At 59.2% G+C, this 22,744-nt stretch carries 22 protein-coding genes; 11 read left to right on the top strand and 11 right to left on the bottom strand.

Going from position 1 to position 22,744, the window contains the following annotated elements; genetic code table 11:
• Nucleotides 1-79: 79 nt before the first annotated feature.
• The 3 genes from rsmI to gshB are packed head-to-tail and all read left to right on the top strand — an operon-like array spanning nt 80 to nt 2,303.
• Nucleotides 80-937, top strand: a complete 858-nt coding sequence (gene rsmI, locus AC2FH0_RS11655) for a 16S rRNA (cytidine(1402)-2'-O)-methyltransferase (RefSeq protein ID WP_496691774.1) — start codon at nt 80-82, stop codon at nt 935-937.
• 1 nt (nt 938) lies between these two features.
• Entirely contained in the window at nt 939-1,310 is a 372-nt protein-coding gene (locus tag AC2FH0_RS11650) for a YraN family protein (RefSeq protein WP_281995202.1), read from the top strand.
• A 60-nt stretch (nt 1,311-1,370) separates the two neighbouring features.
• Nucleotides 1,371-2,303, top strand: coding sequence for a glutathione synthase (gene gshB, locus AC2FH0_RS11645; protein WP_281995201.1), 933 nt, complete (start codon nt 1,371-1,373; stop codon nt 2,301-2,303).
• On the opposite strand, the gene AC2FH0_RS11640 is transcribed toward gshB, so the two are convergent.
• From AC2FH0_RS11640 to cobU, 4 genes are read right to left on the bottom strand one after another with little or no spacing between them, the layout of a single operon-like run.
• The gene (locus AC2FH0_RS11640; protein ID WP_496789393.1) at nt 2,300-3,811 is read right to left on the bottom strand and encodes a YifB family Mg chelatase-like AAA ATPase; all 1,512 of its coding nucleotides are present in this window, start codon (nt 3,809-3,811) and stop codon (nt 2,300-2,302) included. The two genes, gshB and AC2FH0_RS11640, sit on opposite strands and share 4 nt — an antisense overlap.
• A 45-nt stretch (nt 3,812-3,856) precedes the next feature.
• Nucleotides 3,857-4,741 carry a glutathione S-transferase gene (locus tag AC2FH0_RS11635; RefSeq protein WP_496789391.1) on the bottom strand — a complete coding sequence of 295 codons (885 nt, stop codon included), beginning with the start codon at nt 4,739-4,741 and terminating at the stop codon, nt 3,857-3,859.
• 58 nt (nt 4,742-4,799) lie between these two features.
• The gene (locus AC2FH0_RS11630) at nt 4,800-5,378 is read right to left on the bottom strand and encodes a histidine phosphatase family protein (protein WP_496789389.1); all 579 of its coding nucleotides are present in this window, start codon (nt 5,376-5,378) and stop codon (nt 4,800-4,802) included.
• Nucleotides 5,375-5,896: a bifunctional adenosylcobinamide kinase/adenosylcobinamide-phosphate guanylyltransferase gene (gene cobU, locus AC2FH0_RS11625; RefSeq protein WP_496789388.1), complete on the bottom strand. Its 522-nt coding sequence runs from the start codon at nt 5,894-5,896 to the stop codon at nt 5,375-5,377. Before cobU ends, AC2FH0_RS11630 begins: the two co-directional genes overlap by 4 nt.
• Before the next feature lie 100 nt (nt 5,897-5,996).
• Here cobU and AC2FH0_RS11620 point away from each other — a divergent pair, with 100 nt between their 5' ends.
• The 6 genes from AC2FH0_RS11620 (at nt 5,997) to AC2FH0_RS11595 (ending at nt 12,536) form a co-directional block, all read left to right on the top strand.
• A complete protein-coding gene (locus AC2FH0_RS11620) occupies nt 5,997-6,875 on the top strand; it encodes an RNA polymerase factor sigma-32 (protein ID WP_496789387.1) in 879 nt (292 codons plus the stop codon).
• Complete coding sequence (locus tag AC2FH0_RS11615; RefSeq protein ID WP_496691769.1) at nt 6,872-7,687, top strand: ChaN family lipoprotein; 816 nt, start codon at nt 6,872-6,874, stop codon at nt 7,685-7,687. Before AC2FH0_RS11620 ends, AC2FH0_RS11615 begins: the two co-directional genes overlap by 4 nt.
• Before the next feature lie 63 nt (nt 7,688-7,750).
• Entirely contained in the window at nt 7,751-8,947 is a 1,197-nt protein-coding gene (gene coaBC / locus AC2FH0_RS11610; RefSeq protein ID WP_496691768.1) for a bifunctional phosphopantothenoylcysteine decarboxylase/phosphopantothenate--cysteine ligase CoaBC, read from the top strand.
• A gap of 15 nt (nt 8,948-8,962) precedes the next feature.
• Entirely contained in the window at nt 8,963-9,418 is a 456-nt protein-coding gene (dut, locus tag AC2FH0_RS11605; RefSeq protein WP_496691767.1) for a dUTP diphosphatase, read from the top strand.
• A complete protein-coding gene (locus AC2FH0_RS11600) occupies nt 9,418-10,461 on the top strand; it encodes a HesA/MoeB/ThiF family protein (protein WP_496789385.1) in 1,044 nt (347 codons plus the stop codon). The genes dut and AC2FH0_RS11600 overlap by 1 nt, the downstream gene beginning before the upstream one ends.
• A 59-nt stretch (nt 10,462-10,520) precedes the next feature.
• Entirely contained in the window at nt 10,521-12,536 is a 2,016-nt protein-coding gene (locus tag AC2FH0_RS11595) for a M3 family metallopeptidase (RefSeq protein WP_496789384.1), read from the top strand.
• Here the strand turns inward: AC2FH0_RS11595 and AC2FH0_RS11590 are convergent.
• Genes AC2FH0_RS11590 through AC2FH0_RS11565 form a run of 6 tightly spaced genes read right to left on the bottom strand, consistent with a single transcriptional unit; the run spans nt 12,533 to nt 19,096 of the window.
• Nucleotides 12,533-13,465, bottom strand: a complete 933-nt coding sequence (locus tag AC2FH0_RS11590) for a 2-hydroxyacid dehydrogenase (RefSeq protein WP_496709179.1) — start codon at nt 13,463-13,465, stop codon at nt 12,533-12,535. The two genes, AC2FH0_RS11595 and AC2FH0_RS11590, sit on opposite strands and share 4 nt — an antisense overlap.
• A 15-nt stretch (nt 13,466-13,480) precedes the next feature.
• On the bottom strand, nt 13,481-14,620 hold the full coding sequence (rodA, locus tag AC2FH0_RS11585) for a rod shape-determining protein RodA (protein WP_271948355.1): 1,140 nt from the start codon (nt 14,618-14,620) through the stop codon (nt 13,481-13,483).
• On the bottom strand, nt 14,617-16,566 hold the full coding sequence (gene mrdA / locus AC2FH0_RS11580) for a penicillin-binding protein 2 (RefSeq protein WP_271948353.1): 1,950 nt from the start codon (nt 16,564-16,566) through the stop codon (nt 14,617-14,619). The genes rodA and mrdA overlap by 4 nt, the downstream gene beginning before the upstream one ends.
• Nucleotides 16,566-17,099 (bottom strand): rod shape-determining protein MreD, encoded by a 534-nt coding sequence (locus AC2FH0_RS11575; RefSeq protein WP_142635595.1) that lies wholly within the window; start codon nt 17,097-17,099, stop codon nt 16,566-16,568. The genes mrdA and AC2FH0_RS11575 overlap by 1 nt, the downstream gene beginning before the upstream one ends.
• Nucleotides 17,092-17,994 (bottom strand): rod shape-determining protein MreC, encoded by a 903-nt coding sequence (gene mreC / locus AC2FH0_RS11570; protein ID WP_281972515.1) that lies wholly within the window; start codon nt 17,992-17,994, stop codon nt 17,092-17,094. The genes AC2FH0_RS11575 and mreC overlap by 8 nt, the downstream gene beginning before the upstream one ends.
• Before the next feature lie 55 nt (nt 17,995-18,049).
• Entirely contained in the window at nt 18,050-19,096 is a 1,047-nt protein-coding gene (locus AC2FH0_RS11565) for a rod shape-determining protein (protein ID WP_142635599.1), read from the bottom strand.
• 154 nt (nt 19,097-19,250) lie between these two features.
• Between AC2FH0_RS11565 and rlmJ the strand changes: the two genes are divergently transcribed.
• Entirely contained in the window at nt 19,251-20,036 is a 786-nt protein-coding gene (gene rlmJ / locus AC2FH0_RS11560; RefSeq protein ID WP_496789382.1) for a 23S rRNA (adenine(2030)-N(6))-methyltransferase RlmJ, read from the top strand.
• A gap of 181 nt (nt 20,037-20,217) precedes the next feature.
• Here rlmJ and AC2FH0_RS11555 read toward each other — a convergent pair whose 3' ends face one another.
• A complete protein-coding gene (locus AC2FH0_RS11555; RefSeq protein WP_281972513.1) occupies nt 20,218-21,789 on the bottom strand; it encodes a 2-isopropylmalate synthase in 1,572 nt (523 codons plus the stop codon).
• A gap of 283 nt (nt 21,790-22,072) precedes the next feature.
• On the opposite strand from AC2FH0_RS11555, the gene AC2FH0_RS11550 reads away from it, so the two are divergent.
• The gene (locus AC2FH0_RS11550; RefSeq protein WP_496691762.1) at nt 22,073-22,738 is read left to right on the top strand and encodes an SDR family NAD(P)-dependent oxidoreductase; all 666 of its coding nucleotides are present in this window, start codon (nt 22,073-22,075) and stop codon (nt 22,736-22,738) included.
• The last annotated feature ends 6 nt before the right edge of the window (nt 22,739-22,744 follow it).

The raw sequence follows: 22,744 nt of genomic DNA, 5'->3' as shown, positions 1-22,744 counted from the left end.
AAACTCCCTGATCCGGCGGCTTGGGATGCTGCCATTATTTGCGCCGCGATAATAGACGTCACGCTGTGAGGGTCCAGCTTTGAATTTTCAAAAAGTCAAATTGGGCACGGGCCTGTATTTTGTTGCCACTCCGATCGGGGCGGCGCGCGACATTACGCTCAGGGCGCTAGACGTGTTGGCGTCGGCGGACATGATCGCCGCCGAAGACACGCGCAGCCTGCGCCGGTTGATGGAGATTCACGGCGTTCCGCTCGAGGGGCGCCGCATTCTTGCCTATCACGATCACAGCGGTGCAGGCGCCCGCGGCAAAATCCTGGACGCGCTGGCTGAGGGGAAATCGGTGGCCTATGCGTCTGAGGCCGGGATGCCGTTGATCGCGGACCCGGGATACGATCTGGGACGACAGGCGGCCGAGGCGGGGCACACTGTCACCTGCGCGCCGGGGCCGTCCGCCGCGCTGATGGCGCTGACGCTGGCCGGTTTGCCGACGGATGCCTTTTTCTTTGCGGGGTTTTTGCCCAATGCCTCAGGCGCGCGCCGGACGCGGATCGAGACGCTGCGAGATGTGCCTGGAACGTTGGTATTTTATGAATCTCCGAAACGTGTGGCGTCCTGTCTGTCGGATCTGGCCGAGGTTCTAGGGGAAAACAGGCAGGCCGCGATGTGCCGCGAATTAACCAAGAAATTCGAAGAAGTTCGGCGCGGGTCGCTGGCAGAGCTGGCAGAAGAATTGGCGAGTCAGACGGTCAAAGGCGAAATTGTTCTGCTGGTAGACCGTGGGGCTTCGGAAACTGTTAACGATTCAGACATAGAAGAGGCTTTGATACGCGCCCTGGAAACTCATTCAGTACGCGATGCGGCGGATTTGGTGTCGCAGATGTATAAACTGCCGCGTCGACCGATCTATCAGAAGGCGCTGAAACTCGGGAAAGGGTAAGATGACCTCACGCACTGTCCGAAGTTCGGTTTCTTATCATGCGGGTCAGGCGGCGGAACAGCAAGTTGCGGCAGATTACGAGCGGCGGGGATATTCCATAGCACATCGCCGTTGGCGCGGGGCAGGGGGCGAGATTGATCTGATCGTCCGCAACGGTGACGGATTGGTTTTCGTCGAGGTCAAGAAAAGCACAAGCTTTGAGATGGCTGCTGCCCGGATCAAACGGCGCCAGATGGACCGTATCTGTGCCTCGGCCGCCCAATTTCTGGAAGGGGAACCCAACGGCCAGCTGACAAATGTTCGGTTTGATGCGGCTTTGGTGGATGCATTCGGCGCGGTGCAAATCATCGAAAACGCCTTTGATCAGGTCTGACCCCATTGAACCCCCGGCCTGGCTGGGCCATGTATCTGGCGTGAAACTGAGGGACACGCCATGAAAATTGCCTTTCAGATGGACCCGATCGGGGCCGTGGATATCAATGCCGACAGCTCATTCCGTCTGGCCGAAGAGGCACAGGCGCGCGGGCATACGCTGTTCTTCTACAGCCCTGACAAACTGGCTTATCAGGAGGGCCGGATCACGGCCCGCGGCCACGATATGACGGTGCAGCGCGTGGCTGGAAACCCGGCGGAATTGGGGCCCGAGCGCGAGGTTGATCTGGCCGAGTTCGACGTGGTCTGGCTGCGTCAGGATCCCCCGTTTGACATGCACTATATCACTTCTACCCACCTGCTGGACCGGCTTAAGGGACAGGCGCTGGTGGTAAATGATCCATTCTGGGTTCGGAACTATCCCGAAAAACTCCTGGTGCTGGATTTCCCTGATCTGACGCCACCGACAACCATCGCCCGCGATCTGCAGACGATTAAGGCGTTCAAAGAAAAGCACGGCGATATTATCCTGAAACCGCTTTATGGAAATGGCGGTGCGGGGGTGTTCCGGTTGGATGGCAACGACCGGAACCTGACATCTTTGCACGAATTGTTCACCGGGTTTTCGCGCGAACCTCTGATCGTTCAGAAATTCCTGCCCGATGTCAGCAATGGCGACAAACGGGTCATTCTGGTGGACGGTCAGGCTGTGGGTGCAATCAACCGTGTTCCCGCCAAAGGTGAAACACGATCCAACATGCATGTGGGGGGACGGCCCGAAAAGGTTGGTCTGACGGATCGCGATCTTGAGATTTGCGCAGCCATTGGACCTTTGTTGAAGGAAAAAGGGCAGGTTTTTGTTGGTATCGATGTAATCGGCGATTACCTGACCGAGATTAACGTGACTTCGCCAACCGGAATTCAGGAATTGGAACGGTTTGATGGCGTGAACATCGCAGAAAAGATTTGGCAGGCCATCGAAGCCAGGCTTTAAGATGCAATATTGGCGCTGATGCGAAAGCTCAGCGCCTCGGCCACATGGGGTCTTCGGACATCTGATGCGCCGTCCAGATCGGCAATTGTGCGCGCGACCCGCAAGATGCGGTGAAAGGCGCGCGCTGACAAACCAAATTTCTCAGCCGCTTTCAACAGCAGCTCTTTTCCTTCGGCATCCGGCGCGGCGATTTCTTCCAGCACATTGCCCTCAACATCCGCATTCTGGCGCGCGGACGTTCCAGTGTATCTTTGCGCTTGAACCGCACGCGCCTGCTCGACACGCGCGGCTACCGTGGCCGAACTGTCCCCGGATGGAGGCAGGTCAAGGTCGGTGAACCCGACCGGAGGCACCTCGATCCTCAGGTCGAACCGATCTTTCAGCGGGCCTGAAATGCGTCCCAGATAATCCTCGCCGCAGACCGGCGCACGCGAACAGGCTCGCGCCGGGTCCGTCAGGTAGCCACATTTGCAGGGGTTGGCGGCGGCAACCAGCATAAAGCGGCAGGGATATTTCACATGCGCATTGGCACGTGCAATCATGACCTCTCCGGTTTCGATGGGTTGGCGCAGGGTTTCCAGAACGGTTCGTGGGAATTCGGGAAATTCATCCATGAACAAAACCCCGTTATGGGCCAATGAGATTTCTCCTGGTTTGGCTCCTTTCCCTCCACCAACAATGGCCGCCATCGATGCCGTATGATGCGGCTCGCGAAATGGTCTGGTGCGGCTGATGCCGCCTTCGTCAAGCAGGCCGCACAGGGATTGGATCATCGAGGTTTCAAGCGCCTCGGCCGGTGTCAGGGGCGGTAAGATCCCCGGCAGGCGCGCGGCCAACATGGATTTCCCGGACCCCGGCGTGCCGATCATCATCAGGTGGTGCCGCCCTGCGGCGGCAATCTCCAACGCGCGTTTCGCCCGCTCTTGCCCTTTGACATCGCGCAGGTCGCGGGTGCTGGGGGAAAGGTTGACCTCGCCGGGCAGGGCAGCGGGCAAAGGGGCTTGGCCCGAGAAGTGGCGGACAACATCGCCCAAAGATTCAGCGCCGATCACCTGAGTAGCGTCAACCCAAGCCGCCTCGGCGCTGGAGGCCCGAGGGCACAGCAGGGTTCGGTCCTCGGCCGCGGCGGTCATCGCGGCAGGAAGCGCCCCGACAACAGGCACAAGAGACCCGTCCAGTGACAATTCCCCCAGTGAAACGGCCCCTTCAGCCGCGTCCTTGGGAATGATTTCCAGGGCTGACAGCAGAGCCACCGCAATGGGCAGGTCGAAATGGCTGCCTTCTTTGGGCAGGTCAGCGGGGGACAGGTTGATGGTGATACGCTTTGACGGCAGGGCAATGGCCATCGAACTTAGCGCGCTTCGGACGCGATCGCGGGCCTCTGAAACTGCTTTGTCGGGCAGGCCGACGATGGAAAAGGCAGGCAACCCGGGTGAAACCGCGCATTGCACCTCGACCGGGCGGGCGTCGACACCTTGAAAGGCGACTGTATGAGAACGAGCGACCATGAACGACCTGCTTGGTTAACAGGTCGTTACTGGCACGCCGCCGGTTTAGGAATCGTTAACGGCGCTGACCATCTGAGTGAATTTCGGCCATGCCGCCGGATCGGCGAGGGTTTTGTCGCGGCAGAACCGATTGCAGAATCCCCAGCGCTGACCGTCCAGGTCCAGAAAATCTGTGACGGGCTCTCCGGAATAGGGGCAGGTCTGGTTGACCGAGGGACCGCTCTGGGCGGCCACAGCAGACGATGCCCCGCCGATTGGCCAGGGATCCGATTGAAGGTCCAGCGAATACGGGAAAGGGTCGTACTGGACTGTCAGACCCATCGCACGCCACTGCCTGACAACCGGATCCGACAGGAGGGTCAGGCAATAGTCCCGGTTGGCGTCCGAAACAGGCAGCCCATAACCGATGATCCGCGCGGCAACGGGCGTGTAAAACACATCCACCAAAGAATATGTACCGAACAAAGGGCCGGTGTTCGCCCCAGACACTTGGCGCGCATGATCCCAAAGGGTTTCGATCCGGCGCAGGTCAGCAAGCGTTTCGGCCGCCGGTTCGAACCCCTTCCAACTATGAAGCAGCTGCATCGCGCATTCCCCGCGGAGGGCTGAAAACCCGGCCACCATCTCGGTGCAAAGCCACCGTGCAGTGGCGCGGGCAGCCGCGTCAGAGGGCCACAATCCGACCTGTGGGTGGCGCTCAGCCAAGGTCTCGGCCATGGCAAGGCTTTCACCAACCACAGTTCCGTCTGGCAGGCGCAGAGCAGGCACCAGACGCGCCGGGAACAGGGGTTTCATATCCTCGGCCATAGTGCCTGAATAAAGGCCGATCATGTGGTTTCGATAGGACAGGTCGAACTTCTCCAGCATCAACCAACCACGCAAGGACCAACTGGAAAACAGGCGGTCTCCGATAAACAAATCATAGGTCATGGGTCTAGGATGACTCAGGCTATTCAATCCGTAAAACAGAGATTTGTGCGCGGCCTGATCACGGGCAGTGATTGATCTGACCGACCGACCAACGGTCGCCGTGATGGGTGATCTCCGTCACGGAAAGATTGTCGATCCGGTGGCCGAAAGCCTCTTGCGTGTCCACATCCATGGCACGCTGGACCTGTGTCAGGATGACGCCGAAATGGGCAACAATGATCAGGTCCTGGCCGGTGTGATCGCCAATCAACCTGTCAATAACCGCGTTGACGCGGGCTCGGACTTCATTCCAGCTTTCGCCGTTTGGCGGGCGAACTTCACCGGGATTTTCCCAGTAGGCGAAGGTTAGTTCGGGGTCTTCGGCCTCGATTTCCTCGAACCCGCGCAATTCCCAACTGCCAAAATTGATCTCACGCAGGTCGGGGTGGTGGGGCAGGCGGTGCCGGGTGCCCTGTACCGCCGAAGCCGTGTCAGCGGCACGGCACAGGTCGGATGAGATCAACAACCCGTTGGCCGGCAGGTAGCTTTGTAGCCGACCAATGGCGGCGTGGTCGCTTAGGTCAGCAGGCAGATCGGACCAGCCGACCATGGTTTTGGCATGGGTCGGACCATGCCTGACTAGATGCAGACGCGTCATGGCAGTTGCCCTTTCAATACCACAGGAAGCCCGGCAGTGACCTGAACCACCAGATCAGCCTGCGCGGCGAGCGTGATGTTCAGGCGGCCTTGCGCCTCGCGGAATTGGCGAGACAGGGCGTTGCCCGGGACGATCCCGTGGCCAACCTCGTTCGAGACGATGACGACCGGGGCAGGACAGTCTCGTAACGCATCAAGCAGTGCTGTCTGGGCCTGCTGCAGGTCGTGTTCCGCCAGCAGGTGATTGGTTAGCCACATGGTGGCACAATCTATCAGACAGATCTGATCCTGGGTCAGCTCGGCCAGGGGTGCGCCAAGGTCCAGGGGGGTCTCGATCGTTTCCCAACCGCTGCCGCGCTGTGAAACATGGCGCTTAACCTTATCGCGCATCTCATCATCAAACACTTGTGATGTGGCCAGATAAACGCGGCTTTTACTTGATGAAACAACAAGTTGCTCGGCGAATGCCGACTTGCCTGAGGCTGCTCCGCCCAGCACAAAGGTTAAATCCGAACCCACGATCATTACCTTTTAAGTGATCCACCTGGTGTTGTTCTGCGTATCGACCATGGGTCGGCAAGGCAAGCCCGGGCCGCGCCAGCGAAAAAGGGAGATTTCCATGGCACTGGACAGCGCAAACGATTTCTCGATGTCGCGCAGGGCGATGAAGGCCGAGTTACTGGATGCAGAAACCGAGTTGAAGCTGGCCTATGCCTGGCGTGACCAGCGCGATGAAAAGGCGCTGCACCGGTTGATCACGGCCTATATGCGGTTGGCAATTTCGATGGCGGCCAAGTTCAAACGTTACGGCGCGCCGATGAACGATCTGATCCAAGAGGCCGGATTGGGTCTGATGAAGGCCGCTGAGAAATTTGACCCGGATCGCGGGGTTCGGTTCTCGACCTACGCCGTCTGGTGGATCAAGGCGAGTATCCAGGACTATGTAATGCGAAACTGGTCAATGGTTCGGACCGGGTCCACCTCTGCCCAGAAATCCCTGTTTTTCAACATGCGTCGCGTCCAGGCCCGGCTTGAACGCGAAGCGGCCACTGGTGGGATGGCGCTGGACCGTCACCAGTTGCACCAGATGATAGCAGCCGAGATTGGTGTTCCGTTGCGCGACGTTGAGATGATGCAAGGCCGGCTGGCAGGGTCGGATTTCTCGTTGAACGCTGTGCAATCCACGGATGAAGACGGGCGCGAATGGATCGACGCGTTAGAGGATGACCGGGAACAGGCCGCTGAAACCGTTGAAAACAAGCACGACACCGAACAGTTGCGCGAATGGTTGGTGATGGCGATGCAGGCCCTCAACGACCGAGAGCGCTTCATCGTGCGCGAACGCAAGCTGCGTGAACCGGTGCGCACACTGGAAAGCCTGGGTCAGGAACTGGGCCTGTCGAAAGAGAGGGTGCGTCAGCTTGAAGCCGCGGCTTTTGTAAAAATGCGTAAGAACCTTGAAGCTCAATCGCGCGAGGTGCAACACTTCATCGCATGAAACAGATTGCGATTCTGATGTGTACGCTGATGGTTATGGCTGGGTCCGGTCATGCCGATGACCTGATCCCTGACGATGTTGCGGCAGCGATGCGAATGGCAGACGTTGTTTTGCTGGGCGAAACCCATGACAATCCCCGCCATCATCTGGTTCAGGAACGGGCGATTACATTGATCGACCCCTCCGCCGTGGTCTGGGAAATGGTCACCGAGGAAGGCGCGCAGCGCCTGGCGCAAAAAGCGGCGTCCGATCCCGAAGAACTGTCACGCATCCTGCGTTGGGCGGAATCCGGCTGGCCCCCTCTCAGCCTGTATTACCCGATCTTTCAGGCCACGGATGCGCCGGTCTATGGCGCAATGGTCCCGCGTAAGGCAGCGCGTACAGCGATGGAACGTGGCGCTGCAACTGCGCTGGGCGCTGACGCAGCGCGGTTTGGGTTGACCGTTCCTCTGTCAAAGGCGGAACAGGCGGCGCGCGAGGCTGACCAGATGGCGGCGCATTGCGATGCGCTGCCGGAAAGCGCTCTGCCGCAGCTGGTTGCGATCCAAAGGTTGCGCGATGCGGTGCTGGCACGGGCCATATTGCGTGCCGTTGACGAAACTGGTGGCCCGGTTGCGGTAATCACCGGAAATGGCCATGCCCGAAAGGATCGCGGTATTCCGACATTCCTGTCGCGCCTGCGTCCGGGTCTTAAGGTCTATGTCCTGGGTCAGTCCGAAGACGGCAGCATCCAAGGCGAGTATGATGCGGTCATCGACAGCCCGACCGCTGACCGAGAAGACCCCTGCCTGGCCTTTCAGCCGCAGAATTAACCGCTGGAACTGTTGGGCGCGCTTGCCTAATGTCGGGGCCGACCGAGACGGGAAGGGCACAACATGCTGGCATCGAAACGGATTCTGCTGATCATCGGTGGCGGTATCGCTGCCTATAAGTCGCTGGATCTGATCCGGCGACTGAAGGAACGCGGCGCCGCTGTGACCCCGGTCCTGACCCGCGCGGCCGAAGAATTCGTGACCCCTCTGTCTGTCGCCGCGCTGGCCGGTGAGAAAGCCTATCGCGATCTGTTCGATCTGACCGATGAGGCCGAGATGGGGCATATCCAGCTGTCCCGTTCCGCCGATCTTGTCGTGGTCGCTCCGGCGACTGCGGATTTAATGGGCAAAATGGCAGGTGGGTTGGCGAATGATCTGGCCTCGACCCTATTGATGGCGACTGACACACCGGTTCTGTGTGCGCCTGCGATGAATGTCCGTATGTGGGATCACCCGGCGACGCGTCGTAATTTTGAACAGTTGCAGGCGGACGGCATTCGGTTTGTCGGGCCGAACGAAGGCGACATGGCCTGTGGCGAATTTGGGCCGGGCCGCATGTCGGAACCGCTTGAAATTGTCGCCGCGATTGAGGCGTGGCTGGGCAGCGGACCCCTCAGCGGTAAACGCATTCTTGTGACCTCGGGTCCCACGCACGAGCCGATTGACCCGGTGCGCTATATCGCGAACCGCTCATCCGGGGCGCAGGGCACAGCGATTGCACGTGCTCTGTCTGCGTTGGGTGCAGAGGTTGTGTTTGTGACCGGACCTGCTGAGGTTCCCGCACCCGATGGGGTCGAGGTTGTGCGGGTTGAAACAGCCCAGCAGATGTCAGACGCGGTGGATGCAGCATTGCCTGTCGATGCCGGGGTATTTGCCGCAGCCGTGGCGGATTGGCGGGTGGCCAGCGCGTCGGACCGCAAGCTGAAAAAGACGCGCGACGGTCTTCCGGCGCTGGATTTTGCTGAAAACCCGGACATTCTGAAGCGGGTCGCCAAGCTGGACGATGGACGCCCCGCGCTAGTTGTTGGCTTTGCTGCGGAAACCGACAACGTGATCGAACATGCGACCGCCAAACGCGAGCGCAAAGAGTGCGACTGGATCGTTGCCAATGATGTCAGCCCTGCGACCGGGATCATGGGAGGGGCCGAAAACGCGGTGATCCTGATTTCCGACGATGGGGCCGAGGAATGGCCACGCATGGGCAAAGACGCAGTGGCCGAAAAACTGGCACGCAAGATTTCCGACGCGTTGGCCGGTTAGACAAGAGGATATCCGATGGTAGCAATTCGTGTGATCCGTGAGGACGGGGCCGACCCTTCGGTGCCCTTGCCATCTTATGAAACCACCGGAGCGGCAGGCGCGGATGTGCGTGCAAACTTCCCGGGCAAGACACCGATCACGTTGCTGCCCGGTCAGCGGGCTCTGGTTCCCACCGGACTGCGGATTGAAATCCCAAATGGGTATGAGGTGCAGGTCCGGCCCCGCTCGGGCCTTGCGCTGAAATACGGGATCACGCTGCCCAATACGCCGGGTACGATCGACAGCGACTATCGCGGCCCTCTGGGGGTGATCCTGTTGAACGCTGGGCAGGAGAGCTTTGAAATCACCCATGGGGAACGTATCGCCCAACTGGTCGTCGCCCCGGTGGTGCAGGCGTCATTCGAGGCCACGGATACACTCAGCGATACTGACCGCGGTGCAGGCGGGTTCGGTTCGACCGGGCGCGGCTGATGTTACTTGTCCTGATCATCGCCGCAGCGCTTTGGGGGCTCGGCTATCTGGCTGGCGTGTCACGCAATGCACGGATGATTTCGGTTGGGGTGTTGTTGCTGGGGGTAATCTCGGGACAGCTGGTTTTGCCCCTTGGCAACCCCCTGCGTCAGGCCACGGGTGGTTCTGCTGCGACCTGGTTGATTTTGATTGGTACGGGGGTTCTGGTTCTGATCTATGGAAGGGGACTGAAAGCGCTGCGAAAACGCGCGGCGCCGGCCTCGAACAAGGAGCCAGCCATGCCCTCAGACAAATTCTCCGAGACCGAGCTTGACCGCTATGCCCGCCATATCGTGTTGCGCGAAATTGGTGGGCCAGGGCAGAAAAAGATGAAGCAGGCCCGCGTGCTTGTGATCGGCGCCGGGGGGCTTGGGGCGCCCGCTTTGCAGTATCTGGCTGCGGCCGGGGTCGGCACGATCGGGGTGATTGATGATGATGAGGTTGAGAACGCCAATCTTCAGCGTCAGGTGATCCACCAGGATGCGGATATCGGCATGCCCAAGGTTTTTTCGGCCCAGCAGGCCATGCTGGCGCAAAACCCGAATGTGGTTGTTCTGCCCTATCACCGCCGACTGACCGAAGAGGTCGCCACCGAGCTATTTTCCGATTTTGACGTCATCCTGGACGGAACTGATAATTTCGACACGCGCTATTTGGCCAATCGCACGGCGGTCGCGTTGGGCAAGCCGCTGATTTCGGGGGCTCTGTCGCAATGGGAAGGCCAGCTCAGCGTTTTCGACCCGGCCAACGATGCGCCTTGTTATCAGTGCATTTTCCCCGAGGCTCCGACTCCAGGTCTGGCCCCGTCCTGCGCCGAGGCTGGGGTGATCGGCCCCTTGCCTGGCGTCGTCGGTTCGATGATGGCTGTTGAGGCGATCAAGGTGATCACCGGGGCGGGTCTGGCACTGAGGGGTGAGATGCTGATTTACGACGCTCTCTATGGCGAAAGCCGCAAGATTACACTGCCTCGCCGTGCAGATTGCCCCGTTTGTGGCAAAGGATAACCCCCCTGCTCTGGATCGAACGCGCCGTCGTTCTTAGGTAGGGGACAAAGGAGACTTCAATGACCAACCCGATTCTGTGCGCCTGGACCAGCGCGTTCGAAATTGCACCGTTCGACACGATATCCGACACGGATTTCGCCCCGGCCCTGGACGCGGCCATGCAGGCCCATAACGCTGAGATTGGCGCGATTGCCTCTAACCCGGAGGCCCCGACTTTTGCCAACACGGTCGAAGCGCTGGAAGCTGCAGGAGAGATGATGGACAAGGTTCTGTCGGTATTCTTCACGGTCGCGGGCGCAGACAGCAATCCCTTGCGTGAGGAGTTGCAGCGCGAATTTTCACCCAAGCTGGCCGCGCATTTCTCGGGGATTTCGTCCAACAAGGCGTTGTTTCAGCGGGTTGCCGATCTGTGGGTGCGCAAGGATGAACTGGGCCTGACGGATGAGCAGGCACGCGTTCTGATGCTGTCGCATCGTGGGTTTGTGCGCGCTGGTGCGGCGCTTGAGGGAAACGAAGACACGCGGATGCAAGAGATCAAAGCGCGGCTTGCCTCGCTGGGGACGTCCTTCACCCAGAACCTTCTTGCCGATGAGCGCGATTGGTTCATGGAATTGTCCGAAGATGACCTACAGGGGCTTCCTGATTTTGTGGTCAATTCTGCCCGGGCAGCGGGTGAGGAAAAGGGTGCAAAAGGACCGGTTGTCACCCTGTCCCGGTCACTGATCGTACCGTTTCTGCAGTTTTCACCGCGCCGGGATTTGCGCCAGAAAGCCTATCGTGCATGGACTGCCCGGGGGGCAAATGGCGGCGAGACTGACAACCGGGAAATTGCCGCCGAAATTCTGCAGTTGCGTCAGGAACGTGCAAAGTTGCTGGGCTATGAAAGTTTTGCCGATTTCAAACTGGAAACCGAAATGGCCCGCACGCCCGACCGCGTCCGTGATCTGCTGATGCAGGTTTGGGAGCCTGCAAAGACGCGTGCCAATGCTGATGCTGAAATCCTGACGCAGATGATGCAGAATGATGGAGTGAATGGCCCTCTGGAGGCATGGGACTGGCGCTACTATGCAGAAAAACGCCGCAAGGCGGAACACGATCTGGATGAGGCGGCGCTGAAACCGTATCTACAGCTGGATCGGATGATCGAGGCCTCTTTTGCCTGCGCAAATCGCCTGTTCGGGTTGGAGTTCAAGCAGCTGGATGTGCCGTTGTACCATCCGGACTGCCGGGCCTGGGACGTGACTCGGAACGGGCAGCATATCGCGGTGTTCATCGGGGATTACTTTGCACGCGGCTCCAAACGGTCAGGCGCTTGGTGCAGTGCGATGCGCGGGCAGGCCAAGTTTCCCAAGGTGCAGGCTCCGGTCGTGATCAACGTTTGTAATTTTGCCAAAGGCGATCCGGCGCTGTTGTCATATGACGATGCGCGGACCTTGTTCCATGAATTTGGCCATGCGTTGCATCAGATGCTGTCGAATGTGACCTATGAAAGCATCTCGGGCACTTCCGTTGCGCGCGACTTTGTCGAGCTTCCCAGCCAGCTATACGAACACTGGCTTAAAGTCCCAGAGGTTCTGGCCGAATTCGCCACTCATGCCGAAACCGGCGCGCCGATGCCGCAGGAGATGCTAAAGAAAGTGCTCAAGGCCGCCAATTTCGATCAGGGGTTCCAGACTGTAGAATATGTGGCCTCGGCGCTGGTTGATCTGGCCTTTCATGAGGGCGCTGTGCCCGACGATCCGATGGCGAGACAGGCAGAAGTTCTGGCGGATCTGGGAATGCCCGCGGCAATCCGGATGCGCCATGCCACGCCGCATTTTGCGCATGTGTTTGCCGGTGACGGCTATAGCGCAGGCTATTACAGCTATATGTGGTCCGAGGTCATGGATGCAGACGCCTTCGCCGCGTTCGAAGAGGCGGGGGGCGCCTTTGATTCCGAACGCGCAAAAGCGCTGGAGGAAAATATCCTGTCCACTGGCGGTTCCCGCGAAGCCGAAGACCTGTATCTGGCCTTCCGCGGTCGTTTGCCGGGGGTTGAGGCCCTGCTGAAGGGGCGCGGCCTTATCGCAGCCTAATATCCCAATTCGCGGTCAACGAGGTGCAGGAAAGGCTCGCCCGCCTCACCTCTGCGAATATTTTCACAGATCACCTGCGCCGATGTAACGGGGCGGGTTTCAGAGGCAACGTGAGGCGTCACCGTGACGTTTGGATGCGTCCAATACGGGTGGCTCGCAGGCAGCGGCTCGACCCGGAAAACATCCAGCGTTGCGTGACCGATCTGGCCCGTATCCAGAGCTGCCAGCAAGGCTTGATCGTCGATCAGCGGCCCTCGGCCCGGGTTGATGATATGCGCACCCTTGGGCATCAGGGACAGGGTTTCGCCGTTCAGTGTGTTTTCCGTGGCAGGCGTATCGGGCAGCAATAGAACCGCGATCTCGGCCTGTGTCAGTGCCGCACGCAACCCATCCTCACCGTGAAAGCAGGTGACTCCGGGGATGGCCTTGGCCGAGCGGCTCCAGCCGGTAACGTTGAAATTCAGTACAGACAGCGCGAGGGCTGCGGCCTCTCCCAATGCGCCAAGGCCCAGGATGCAGACGGTTCTGTCCGAGGCCAGCGGTGGTGGATCTGGGGCCCAAACCCCATCCTGAACCGTGATGTGTCGGTCCATACCCAGATGATAGCGCAGCACGTGACCGACGACCCATTCGGTCATCCCCTGCGTCAACCCGTGGTCCACCATTCGCGCCAGCGGCACAGTCAGAGTGTCATTCTCGACGATGCTTTCGATCCCAGCCCATAGGCTGAGCACGGCCTTGAGGCGGGTGTAAGGTGCAAAATCCCGTAAGCCGCTATTGGGCGCATAGACGACGTAATCCACCTGATCTGGTTCAAACGTGGTGCCTAGCTGAAACGCGACCCCGGCATTAGTCAGGTACTGTGTCATCAAGGGTTGATACACGGGCCATAGTTCGGGGCGTGCCGAGAACAGGATGTTTGCAGTCATAACGGGCCTTTCGGATCAGCGGGGGCGGTGAATATGGGCACTTTGGACGATGCCGAAAGCTGCCATCAAAACCAGCATGGCCGAACCGCCATAGCTGACCATCGGCAGGGGAACTCCTACGACTGGGGCCAAGCCCATGACCATCGACATGTTCACGGCAAAGAATAGGAAGAAGTTCAGTGCGATACCCAGCGTGACCAAAGAGGAGAACCTGTCCTTGGTTGTCAGGGCCGTAACCAGGCAAAAGATCAGGATCAGCCCATAGAGAACCAGCAGGGTGATGCCGCCGACAAATCCGAATTCTTCGGCCAGCGTCGTAAAGATGAAATCTGTGTGTTTCTCGGGCAGGAAGTTCAGGCGCGATTGTGTGCCCTGCATGAACCCGCGCCCGTTCCAGCCTCCGGACCCCAGCGCGATCTTGGATTGGGTGATGTGATACCCCGCGCCCAGCGGATCGGTGGAGGGATCAAGGAAGGTGTCGATGCGGCGGAACTGGTAATCCTTGAGCAACTGCCACTCGGTTCCGCGGCTGTTGAAGACCGTGGCGATCAGACCGACACCCGCGGCGATAACCGCAGCGAAATAGGCCCAGTGAACGCCGGCCAGAAACATCAGGCCTCCCCCCGCCGCCAGCAGCAGGATCGAGGTGCCGAGATCCGGCTGGCGCAACACCATGAAGGTGGGGATCAGGATCAGGATGACAGGGATCAGAACCCAAAGGGGGCGTGACGTTTTATGCGATGGGAGCCAGTCGTAATAGGCCGCAAGCACCATCACCAGTGCTACTTTCATCACCTCTGATGGCTGCAGGCGCATGAACCCCAGGTCGATCCAGCGTTGCGCGCCCATGCCAACCGTTCCGAACAACTCGACCACCACAAGTAGAGCGATCGCGGCCAGATAAGCCAGAACCGACATATTTCGCCAGAACCAGATCGGGACCAGTGCCACAATGAACATCGCGATCAAGCCCAACCCAAAGCGTTCCATCTGAGGTTCGGCCCAAGGGGTCCATGATCCACCCGCCACCGAGTACAGCATCAGGAACCCTGCGCTGGCCACGCTGATCAGCAGCAGGGTCAGGGGCCAGTTCATATACAGGAACTTGCGGAACCCCGATGGCGTGGATTTGACGGCATATTCAAGATAGCTCATGCGCGGTCCTTCTGGGGCGGACGCGCTTTGGGGCGGCGGTCGCCCTCCAGCCGTTTTTGCTGTTCCTTGATACGCTCACGATCGGCGGCCGGATAGGCTTCGAGTGGTGGCGTACCGTTGTACAGCGCCTGCAGCATGATATCCCGTGCAACCGGTGCCGCGGCCTTCGACCCCCCGCCGCCATGTTCCACCACGACGGCTACGGCGTATTTCGGGTTGTCATAGGGGGCAAAGCTGACGAACAGCGCGTGGTCACGGCGTTCCCACGGCAGGTCTTCGTTGCGGATAACGCCAGCCGCACGTTCTGCCTTGGTGATATTGCGGACTTGGCTGGTGCCGGTCTTGCCCGCCATACGGAACTCATCCGAGATGATACGGCTGCGATAAGCCGTGCCGCGCCGGTCGTTCGAGACCGAAAACATTGCCTTGCGGACATATTCCAGATTAGTCCGATTGACCGCGAGCGGTTCCCCCGCGCCCGAGGGTTGTTCAACCCCATTGACCGAACGCACAAGGCGTGGCGAGACCGCACGCCCAGTTGCAATCCGGGCTGTCATGACGGCTAGTTGCAGCGGTGAGGCCAGCATAAAGCCCTGACCGATTGAGGCATTGGCAGTGTCACCTACCAGCCATTCTTCGCCGTGGACACGCTCTTTCCAAGCCTGATTGGGGGCAAGCCCTGCAGCCACTGCGGACATCGGGATATCGTGTTTCACGCCCAGCCCAAAGATACGAGCCATGTCGGAGATATTGTCGATGCCTGTGCGCAGGGCAACGTCGTAATAATACACATCGCAGCTGCGTTTCAGAGACAGACCAAGATCAACCGTACCATGCCCGCCGCGTTTCCAACAATGGAACCGGCGACTGCCGACTTTCAAGTGGCCGGGGCAGTAAACAGTGTTTCCAGGACCGATGACCCCAGCCTCAAGCGCTGCCATGGCAGTGATCATCTTAAAGGTCGAGCCGGGTGGATAGGTGCCCTGTACTGTCTTGTTGGCCAACGGGCGATAGTTGTCTTGTGTCAGAGCCCGGTAATCGGCAACCGAGATTCCGCGCACAAAAAGGTTGGGATCAAAGCTGGGTGCGGAACTGATGGCGCGGATATCACCGGTCTCACAATCGATCACCACTGCTGCGGCGCTTTCACCAGCCAAACGGGCCTGAGCGTATTGTTGAAGATCGGCATCGACCGACAGTTGCAAATCGGCCCCGGCCAAACCTTCTTGACGGTCAAGTTCACGCATCACGCGGCCGGTGGCGTTCACTTCGACGCGTTTGGCGCCTGCTTTGCCACGCAGACTGATTTCCTGTTTGGCCTCAAGCCCGACCTTGCCGATCTGAAAACGGGGAATGCGCAGAACGGGTTCCGGATCTTCTATCTGACTGAGGTCGTAATCGCTGACCGGTCCGACATAGCCGACGATATGCGCGAAATCCTCATATCTGGGATATTGCCGGGTCATCCCGACCTCGGGTGTGACACCGGGCAGGGCGGGGGCGTTGACGGCAACTTTCGAGATATCTTCCCACGTGACTTGATCGGCCAGAGTGACCGGCAGGAACGGGGCCGATCTGCGCATTTCGGTCATGGCGCGTTCGATCTCATCCTCGGTCAGTGGGATCAGTTCAGAAAGCTTGGAGATGACGGCTTCAACATCTCCTGCATCTTCGCGCACCATGACGATACGGTAGGACGGAGAGTTTTGCCCGATGATCTGCCCGTTGCGATCGTATATTCGACCACGTGTGGGCGGGATCAGGCGGATGTTAATCCGGTTTTCCTCGGCCAACAGGCGGTATTCGTCAGCCTGATCTACCTGCATAAACCGCATCCGGGCGGCCAGACCTCCGATAAAAGCGGCTTGCAGGCCTCCAAGGATCAGCGCACGGCGTGGCAAACGTTTATAGGCGAGGCCCTGTGACTTAGGTTTGCGCTGTTTCATTACCGCCCTCCCGACAGGCCAGGGTCAGAAGGTGCGACACGACGCACACCAAAACCGTTCTGACTGAGCAGAACGATCAATGGGTAGATCCCGATTGTCAGAACCACTTGCACCACGACCATCCCCAATGCCGCTTGTTGCACGGACAGAATAGCAAGAATGACGCGATTCAGGAAAAAAACAGCTGTGATCACGACGGCAACGGTGGTCCATTCGCCCAAAAAGCCCGCGTCGCGCAACCCGGGAGTTGCGGACCGAAGATAGGCAGTACCCAACACAACAAGCGCGGCCAGCAAGCCGGGGGGGCGTTGAAACAGAAGGTCGGCTGCCAGCATGATCAGGGCGACCAGCAGGGTTGGCACATATTCGGGGCGCCGCAGAACCCAGGCAAAGGTCAACGCAATCAGGAAATCCGGAAACGGCCAGCGATCCGGCTGCGTGTCCAGTGGCAGCAGGTGCAGGAACAAGACCAGCAGCGCCAACAGCAGATATAGGCCACGTTTGAGCCACAGATTGGACGCGGCACTATCCATCGCCGGTCTCCGTCGGTGTCAGTGCCGCTTCGGGTTGGCGTGGGCCGACAATTCCTCCGGGGTCCTGAATAAGTGGCGCAGACTGATAGCGTAGCACTCTTAGAAATTTGAGCCGTTCAAAATCTGCAGACAGCCGCACCCGCAGGCGGCCACCCGGATCAGCGGTAATCTGACCGATCAGCAGGCCGCCAGGGAAAACGCCGCCATCCCCCGAGGTCACAACCCTGTCGCCCGGGCGCACCAGTTCGCGGTTCTCCAGAAATTCAACCACAGGCGCGGCGGTGTTGTCCCCGGCAATCAGAGCGGTCTGCCCCGACGGTTGAATCGTGGCAGGTATCGCGCTGGATGCGTCGGTCATCAGGATCACCCGTGCGGTATCTGGACCAACACCCGAGATACGACCGACAACGCCAATCCCGTCCATGGTGGCCCATCCATCCATAATTCCGTCACGCTCGCCCACGTTCAACAGAACCGACTGCCGGAACGGAGAACCGCTATCGGCCATGACGACCCCGGTAATATAGGTCAGGCGCGGATCGAGACGCACATTGTTTAGATCCAGAAGCCGGGCATTTTCCTGCTCAAGTTGCAGTGCGGCCTCTTTCCAGGCGCGCATCAGACGCAACTCGCTGCGCAATTCCTGGTTCTGCTCGCTCAGGCGTTGATAGCTCTGAAAATCCCGTGCCAGATTGACCGCAGCGGTAACCGGAACCATCGCCCAATCCATCGAGGGCACCACGTTGTCGACAACCTGCGCCCGAAACCGTTCGACGCGAGGGCTGTCAATGCGCCAGACCAGAAAGATGCCCAGAAGGCACAGAACCACAATCCCCAGCAGCAGACGGCGGAGCGGGGTGGTGTATTCATCGCGCTGTGATCGGTCCTTTGCCACAGGACTCCTTCCCGTGCTGCTCGCGCCCGAATGTACCCTTTAGAGGGTGCGCGCCTTAGCTTTCGTAGTCAATCGCGTGGCGCAGCTGTTTTTCGTATTCCAGTGCCTTGCCGGTGCCCAAAGCCACACAGTTCAGGCTTTCATCAGCAATCGATACGGCCAGACCTGTCTGTTCCCGCAGTGCCAGATCCAAATCGCCCAACAAAGCACCGCCACCGGTCAGCATGACGCCGCGGTCCACGATATCTGCGGCCAGATCAGGCGGCGTAGTTTCAAGTGCGGTCATAACGGCTTCGCAGATTGCCTGAACCGGTTCCGACAGGGCCTCGGCGACCTGCGCTTGGCTGATCTCGATTTCTTTGGGCACGCCATTCAACAGATCGCGGCCACGGATATGCATCGACTGGCCGCGCCCGTCATCAGGCATACGGGCGGTTCCGATGGTGGTTTTGATCCGCTCGGCGGTGGATTCACCCACCAACAAGTTCTGCTGGCGGCGCAGGTAAGAGATGATCGCCTCATCCATCCGGTCTCCGCCGACGCGGACCGAACGGGCATAGACGATGTCTCCCAGCGACAGAACCGCAACCTCGGTGGTGCCGCCGCCGATATCCACGACCATGTTGCCGGTCGGGTCAGTGATGGGCATTCCTGCACCAATAGCCGCAGCGATGGGTTCGGCGATCAGTCCCGCCCGGCGAGCGCCTGCGGACATAACCGATTGGCGAATGGCCCGTTTTTCAACAGGCGTAGCACCATGGGGGACACAGACAATGATTTTGGGTTTTGAGAAGGTGGAGCGTTTATGCACCTTACGAATAAAGTGCTTGATCATCTCTTCAGCAGTGTCGAAATCCGCAATCACGCCTTCGCGCATGGGGCGGATCGCTTCGATCGAACCAGGGGTTCGGCCCAGCATCAGCTTGGCATCCTCACCGACGGCGAGGACTTTCTTAACCCCATCCTTGACGTGGTAAGCCACAACTGAAGGTTCCGACAGGATCACACCGCGCCCTTTGACATAAACAAGCGTATTTGCTGTTCCAAGGTCGATCGCCATGTCCGCTGAGAACAAGCCGCCCAGATTGCCAAAGATGCCCATGTTGTACTGATCCCGTTCGTCAGAATTTCTACTGCCCGCGACTCGACGGTTCCGGGACGGATGTCTTATAGGGTGCCATCTCGCCCGGTAAAAGGGCTGATTCCGCGTAACTCAGCACCTTTCCGCCTTATTGAGAGGGACTTTAGAAGGCAACATGCTCTCTTATCAACACATTTACCACGCCGGGAATCTGGCTGATGTTCAAAAGCACGCTCTTTTGGCATGGGTACTGGACTATCTGACGCGAAAAGATAAGCCGATAACCTATCTGGAAACCCATTCCGGGCGTGGCCTGTACCAGTTAGACGCAGCAGAAGCCGTGCGCACAGGCGAGGCAGCCGTAGGTATCAAGCGAGCGCAGCGCGAAGGGTGGTTCCCAGCAGATCATCCTTTGTCTCTGGCGTTGGCCAAGGTCCATGAACGGCACGGAGAAAACAGCTATGCCGGTTCACCGCTGATCGCGGCCAACCTGCTGAGGGATCAGGACAGTCTGCATTTCGCAGAACTGCACCCGCAGGAATACGCGGCATTGTCGATGACCATGTCCCCCTTTGGGGCAAAGGAGTACAAACAGGACGGGTTTGAGCTGGCGCAGTCGTTGCTGCCACCAACTCCGCGGCGCGGGATGCTGTTGATTGATCCCAGCTATGAGGTGAAGGCGGATTATGACCGGCTGCCGGGCGTGATCTCAAAACTGCACCGTAAATGGAATGTGGGCGTCATCGCGCTTTGGTATCCGATCCTGACCGATCAACGTCAGGCCCCGATGGTTGCCGCGTTGAAGGCGCAGGGCTTTCCCAAGGCGATCTGTCATGAAGTCCGGTTTGCACCTGCGCGTGAAGGCCACCGAATGGTCGGATCTGGCATGTTCCTACTGAACGCGCCCTTTGGCATCCAAGATGAAATGGACCGTCTGTCAGAGCTGTTCAAAGGGCTGTGACGCCAGTCTGATTTCGGACCACAAGGTTCTCCCGCCTCATCTGCCAGCATCTAAAGATGCCGTCAAACGTGTTGGGCCCGGCAGCGCGCCGCATGCGCGCTGCCGGGCCCAAAGCCGCAAGGGCGTCCGGTGTAGCCGGGCACCCGCGGGTGCGGGAGCCCTTGGGAGTTTCATCTGGCGGTCAGGTCAGGTCCTTATAGCTGATTTCACGCGTGTCTGCACCTGGCCCGGCCTTTTCACGGCGCATGATCAGGCGGTTCAGTGCGTGGATATAGGCCTTGGCGGATGCCACGACCGTATCGGTATTCGCTGACTGACCGGTGGCGATCATGCCGTCCTCTTCCAGCCGAACCGATACGGTTGCCTGCGCATCAGTACCCTCGGTCACAGCATGGACCTGATACAGTTGCAGGCGGGCGGTGTTGGGATAGATTCGGCGAACGGCTTTGAAGGTGGCATCGACTGGACCGTCGCCATGTTCGGTCGCGACAATGTCCTTGCCATCCACTTCCAGCTCGACCGTCGATTCCGCCTGACCGCCGGTGCCGCAGGTGACTTTCATCGAAACCAACTGCAGGTGATCGTCGGCCTCATCATCCTGGCTCATCAACGCGATCAGGTCGTCGTCAAAAACCTCTTTCTTGCGGTCGGCCAGATCCTTGAACCGCACGAAGATGTCCTTGAGCTGATTGTCACCGACCTCATAACCGAGCGTTTCCAGCTTGTCGCGCAACGCAGCCCGGCCCGAGTGTTTGCCAAGCGGCAGAGAGGTGCCCGACAGGCCGATATCTTCAGGGCGCATGATCTCGAAATTCTCTCGGTTCTTCAGCATGCCGTCCTGATGGATCCCGCTTTCATGCGCAAAGGCATTCTTGCCGACGATGGCTTTGTTGAACTGAACCGGGAAGCCCGCAACCGTCGCAACCCGGCGCGAAATATGCATGATCTTGGTGGTATCAATGCCAGTGTGCCACGGCATGATGTCATTGCGGGTGCGCAGCGCCATCACAACTTCTTCCAGCGCAGTATTGCCCGCACGCTCGCCAAGGCCATTGATGGTGCATTCGATTTGACGCGCACCACCAGCGACAGCCGCCAGAGAGTTCGCCGTCGCCATGCCAAGATCGTTGTGGCAATGGGTGGCAAACACCACCTCATCCGCGCCCGGAACCGTTTCGATCAGGCGCTTGATCAGGTCAGCGGATTCGACAGGTGCCGTGTAACCGACAGTGTCGGGGATGTTGATCGTTGTGGCACCGGCCTTGATCGCGATCTCGATCACACGGCACAGATAATCCCACTCGGTCCGGGTCGCATCCATCGGCGACCACTGTACATTTTCGCACAGGTTGCGGGCGTGGCTGACGGTTTCGTGGATCTTGTCGGCCATCTCGTCCATGGTCAGGTTCGGAATGGCACGGTGCAGCGGCGAGGTGCCGATGAAAGTGTGGATGCGGTTCTTGCCAGCGTGTTTGATCGCCTCCCAGCAGCGGTCGATATCAGCGAAATTCGCACGGGCCAACCCACAGATGCGGCTGTTTTGTGATCGCTCGGCAATCTCGCTGACGGCTTTGAAGTCGCCTTCTGATGCGATCGGGAAACCGGCCTCGATGATGTCGACACCCATCTCGTCCAGCAGTTCCGCGATTTCCAGCTTTTCGGCATGGGTCATGGTCGCGCCGGGGCTCTGCTCGCCGTCGCGCAAAGTGGTGTCAAAGATCAAGACGCGGTCTTGGTCGGTCACATTGGTCATGGGATTCTCTTTCTTCTTCTGTCCTAAAGCCTATGGCGCGCGGGCGTCCTCCTCTGAGCGGGCGCGCCGGGTGGCACGCTCAGAGGCGGATTAGGATCAGTAGGCCACGCAGAGACGCACCGCAGGGGGCGGTGTCGGCAACAAGGATATCTGCGCGGTTGATCATGGGGTTGAGCTTATACAGCGCATGCGGGGAATGAAAAGTAGGAATTTCATGCAGACGTCAAAACCTGCACGAACCGTGACGGTTGATTGCCGAGTGAAGACCGCTAGTTGATCCGGAATGGAGAAAGCTCTCATCATAGGTGCCTCGGGTGGTATCGGTGCCGCGCTGCAAAGGCTGTTGACCATGCAATCCGTAGACGTAACCACCTTGTCGCGTTCTGCAGATGGTTTCGACCTCACGAATGTCGAAGCTGTCGGCCCGGCTCTGGAAGCATTGCAATGCCCGTTTGACATGATCTTCATTGCGACGGGTGCTTTGGAAATCAATGGTGCACAGCCGGAGAAGTCCATCAGATCAATTTCAGCGCAGGCAATGATGGACCAGTTTGCCCTGAATGCGGTTGGTCCGGCCCTTGTGCTGTCACACGCTGCGCGGCTGCTACCACGGGGTAGGCGATCTGTCGTGGCGGTGTTGTCCGCCCGCGTCGGATCAATCGGAGATAATCAGCTGGGGGGATGGATCAGCTATCGGGCCTCAAAAGCTGCGGCCAATCAGATTGTGCGCACATCCGCGATTGAGCTGGCCCGCACCCACAAACAGGCGATCTGTGTGGCTCTGCATCCGGGCACAGTGCGTACAGAATTCACGCGCAAATATGTTGGGCGACACCCGACCGTTGAATCGGATGAAGCCGCGCGAAACCTGCTGAGCGTCGCCAGGGCGCTTGTGCCCGCAGACACTGGCGGGTTCTTCGACTGGGCTGGAAAACCTGTGCCGTGGTGAGACCCG

The organism is Ruegeria sp. CDSC051, assembly GCF_059610665.1.
This window is presented reverse-complemented; position numbering and strand designations above follow the sequence as displayed.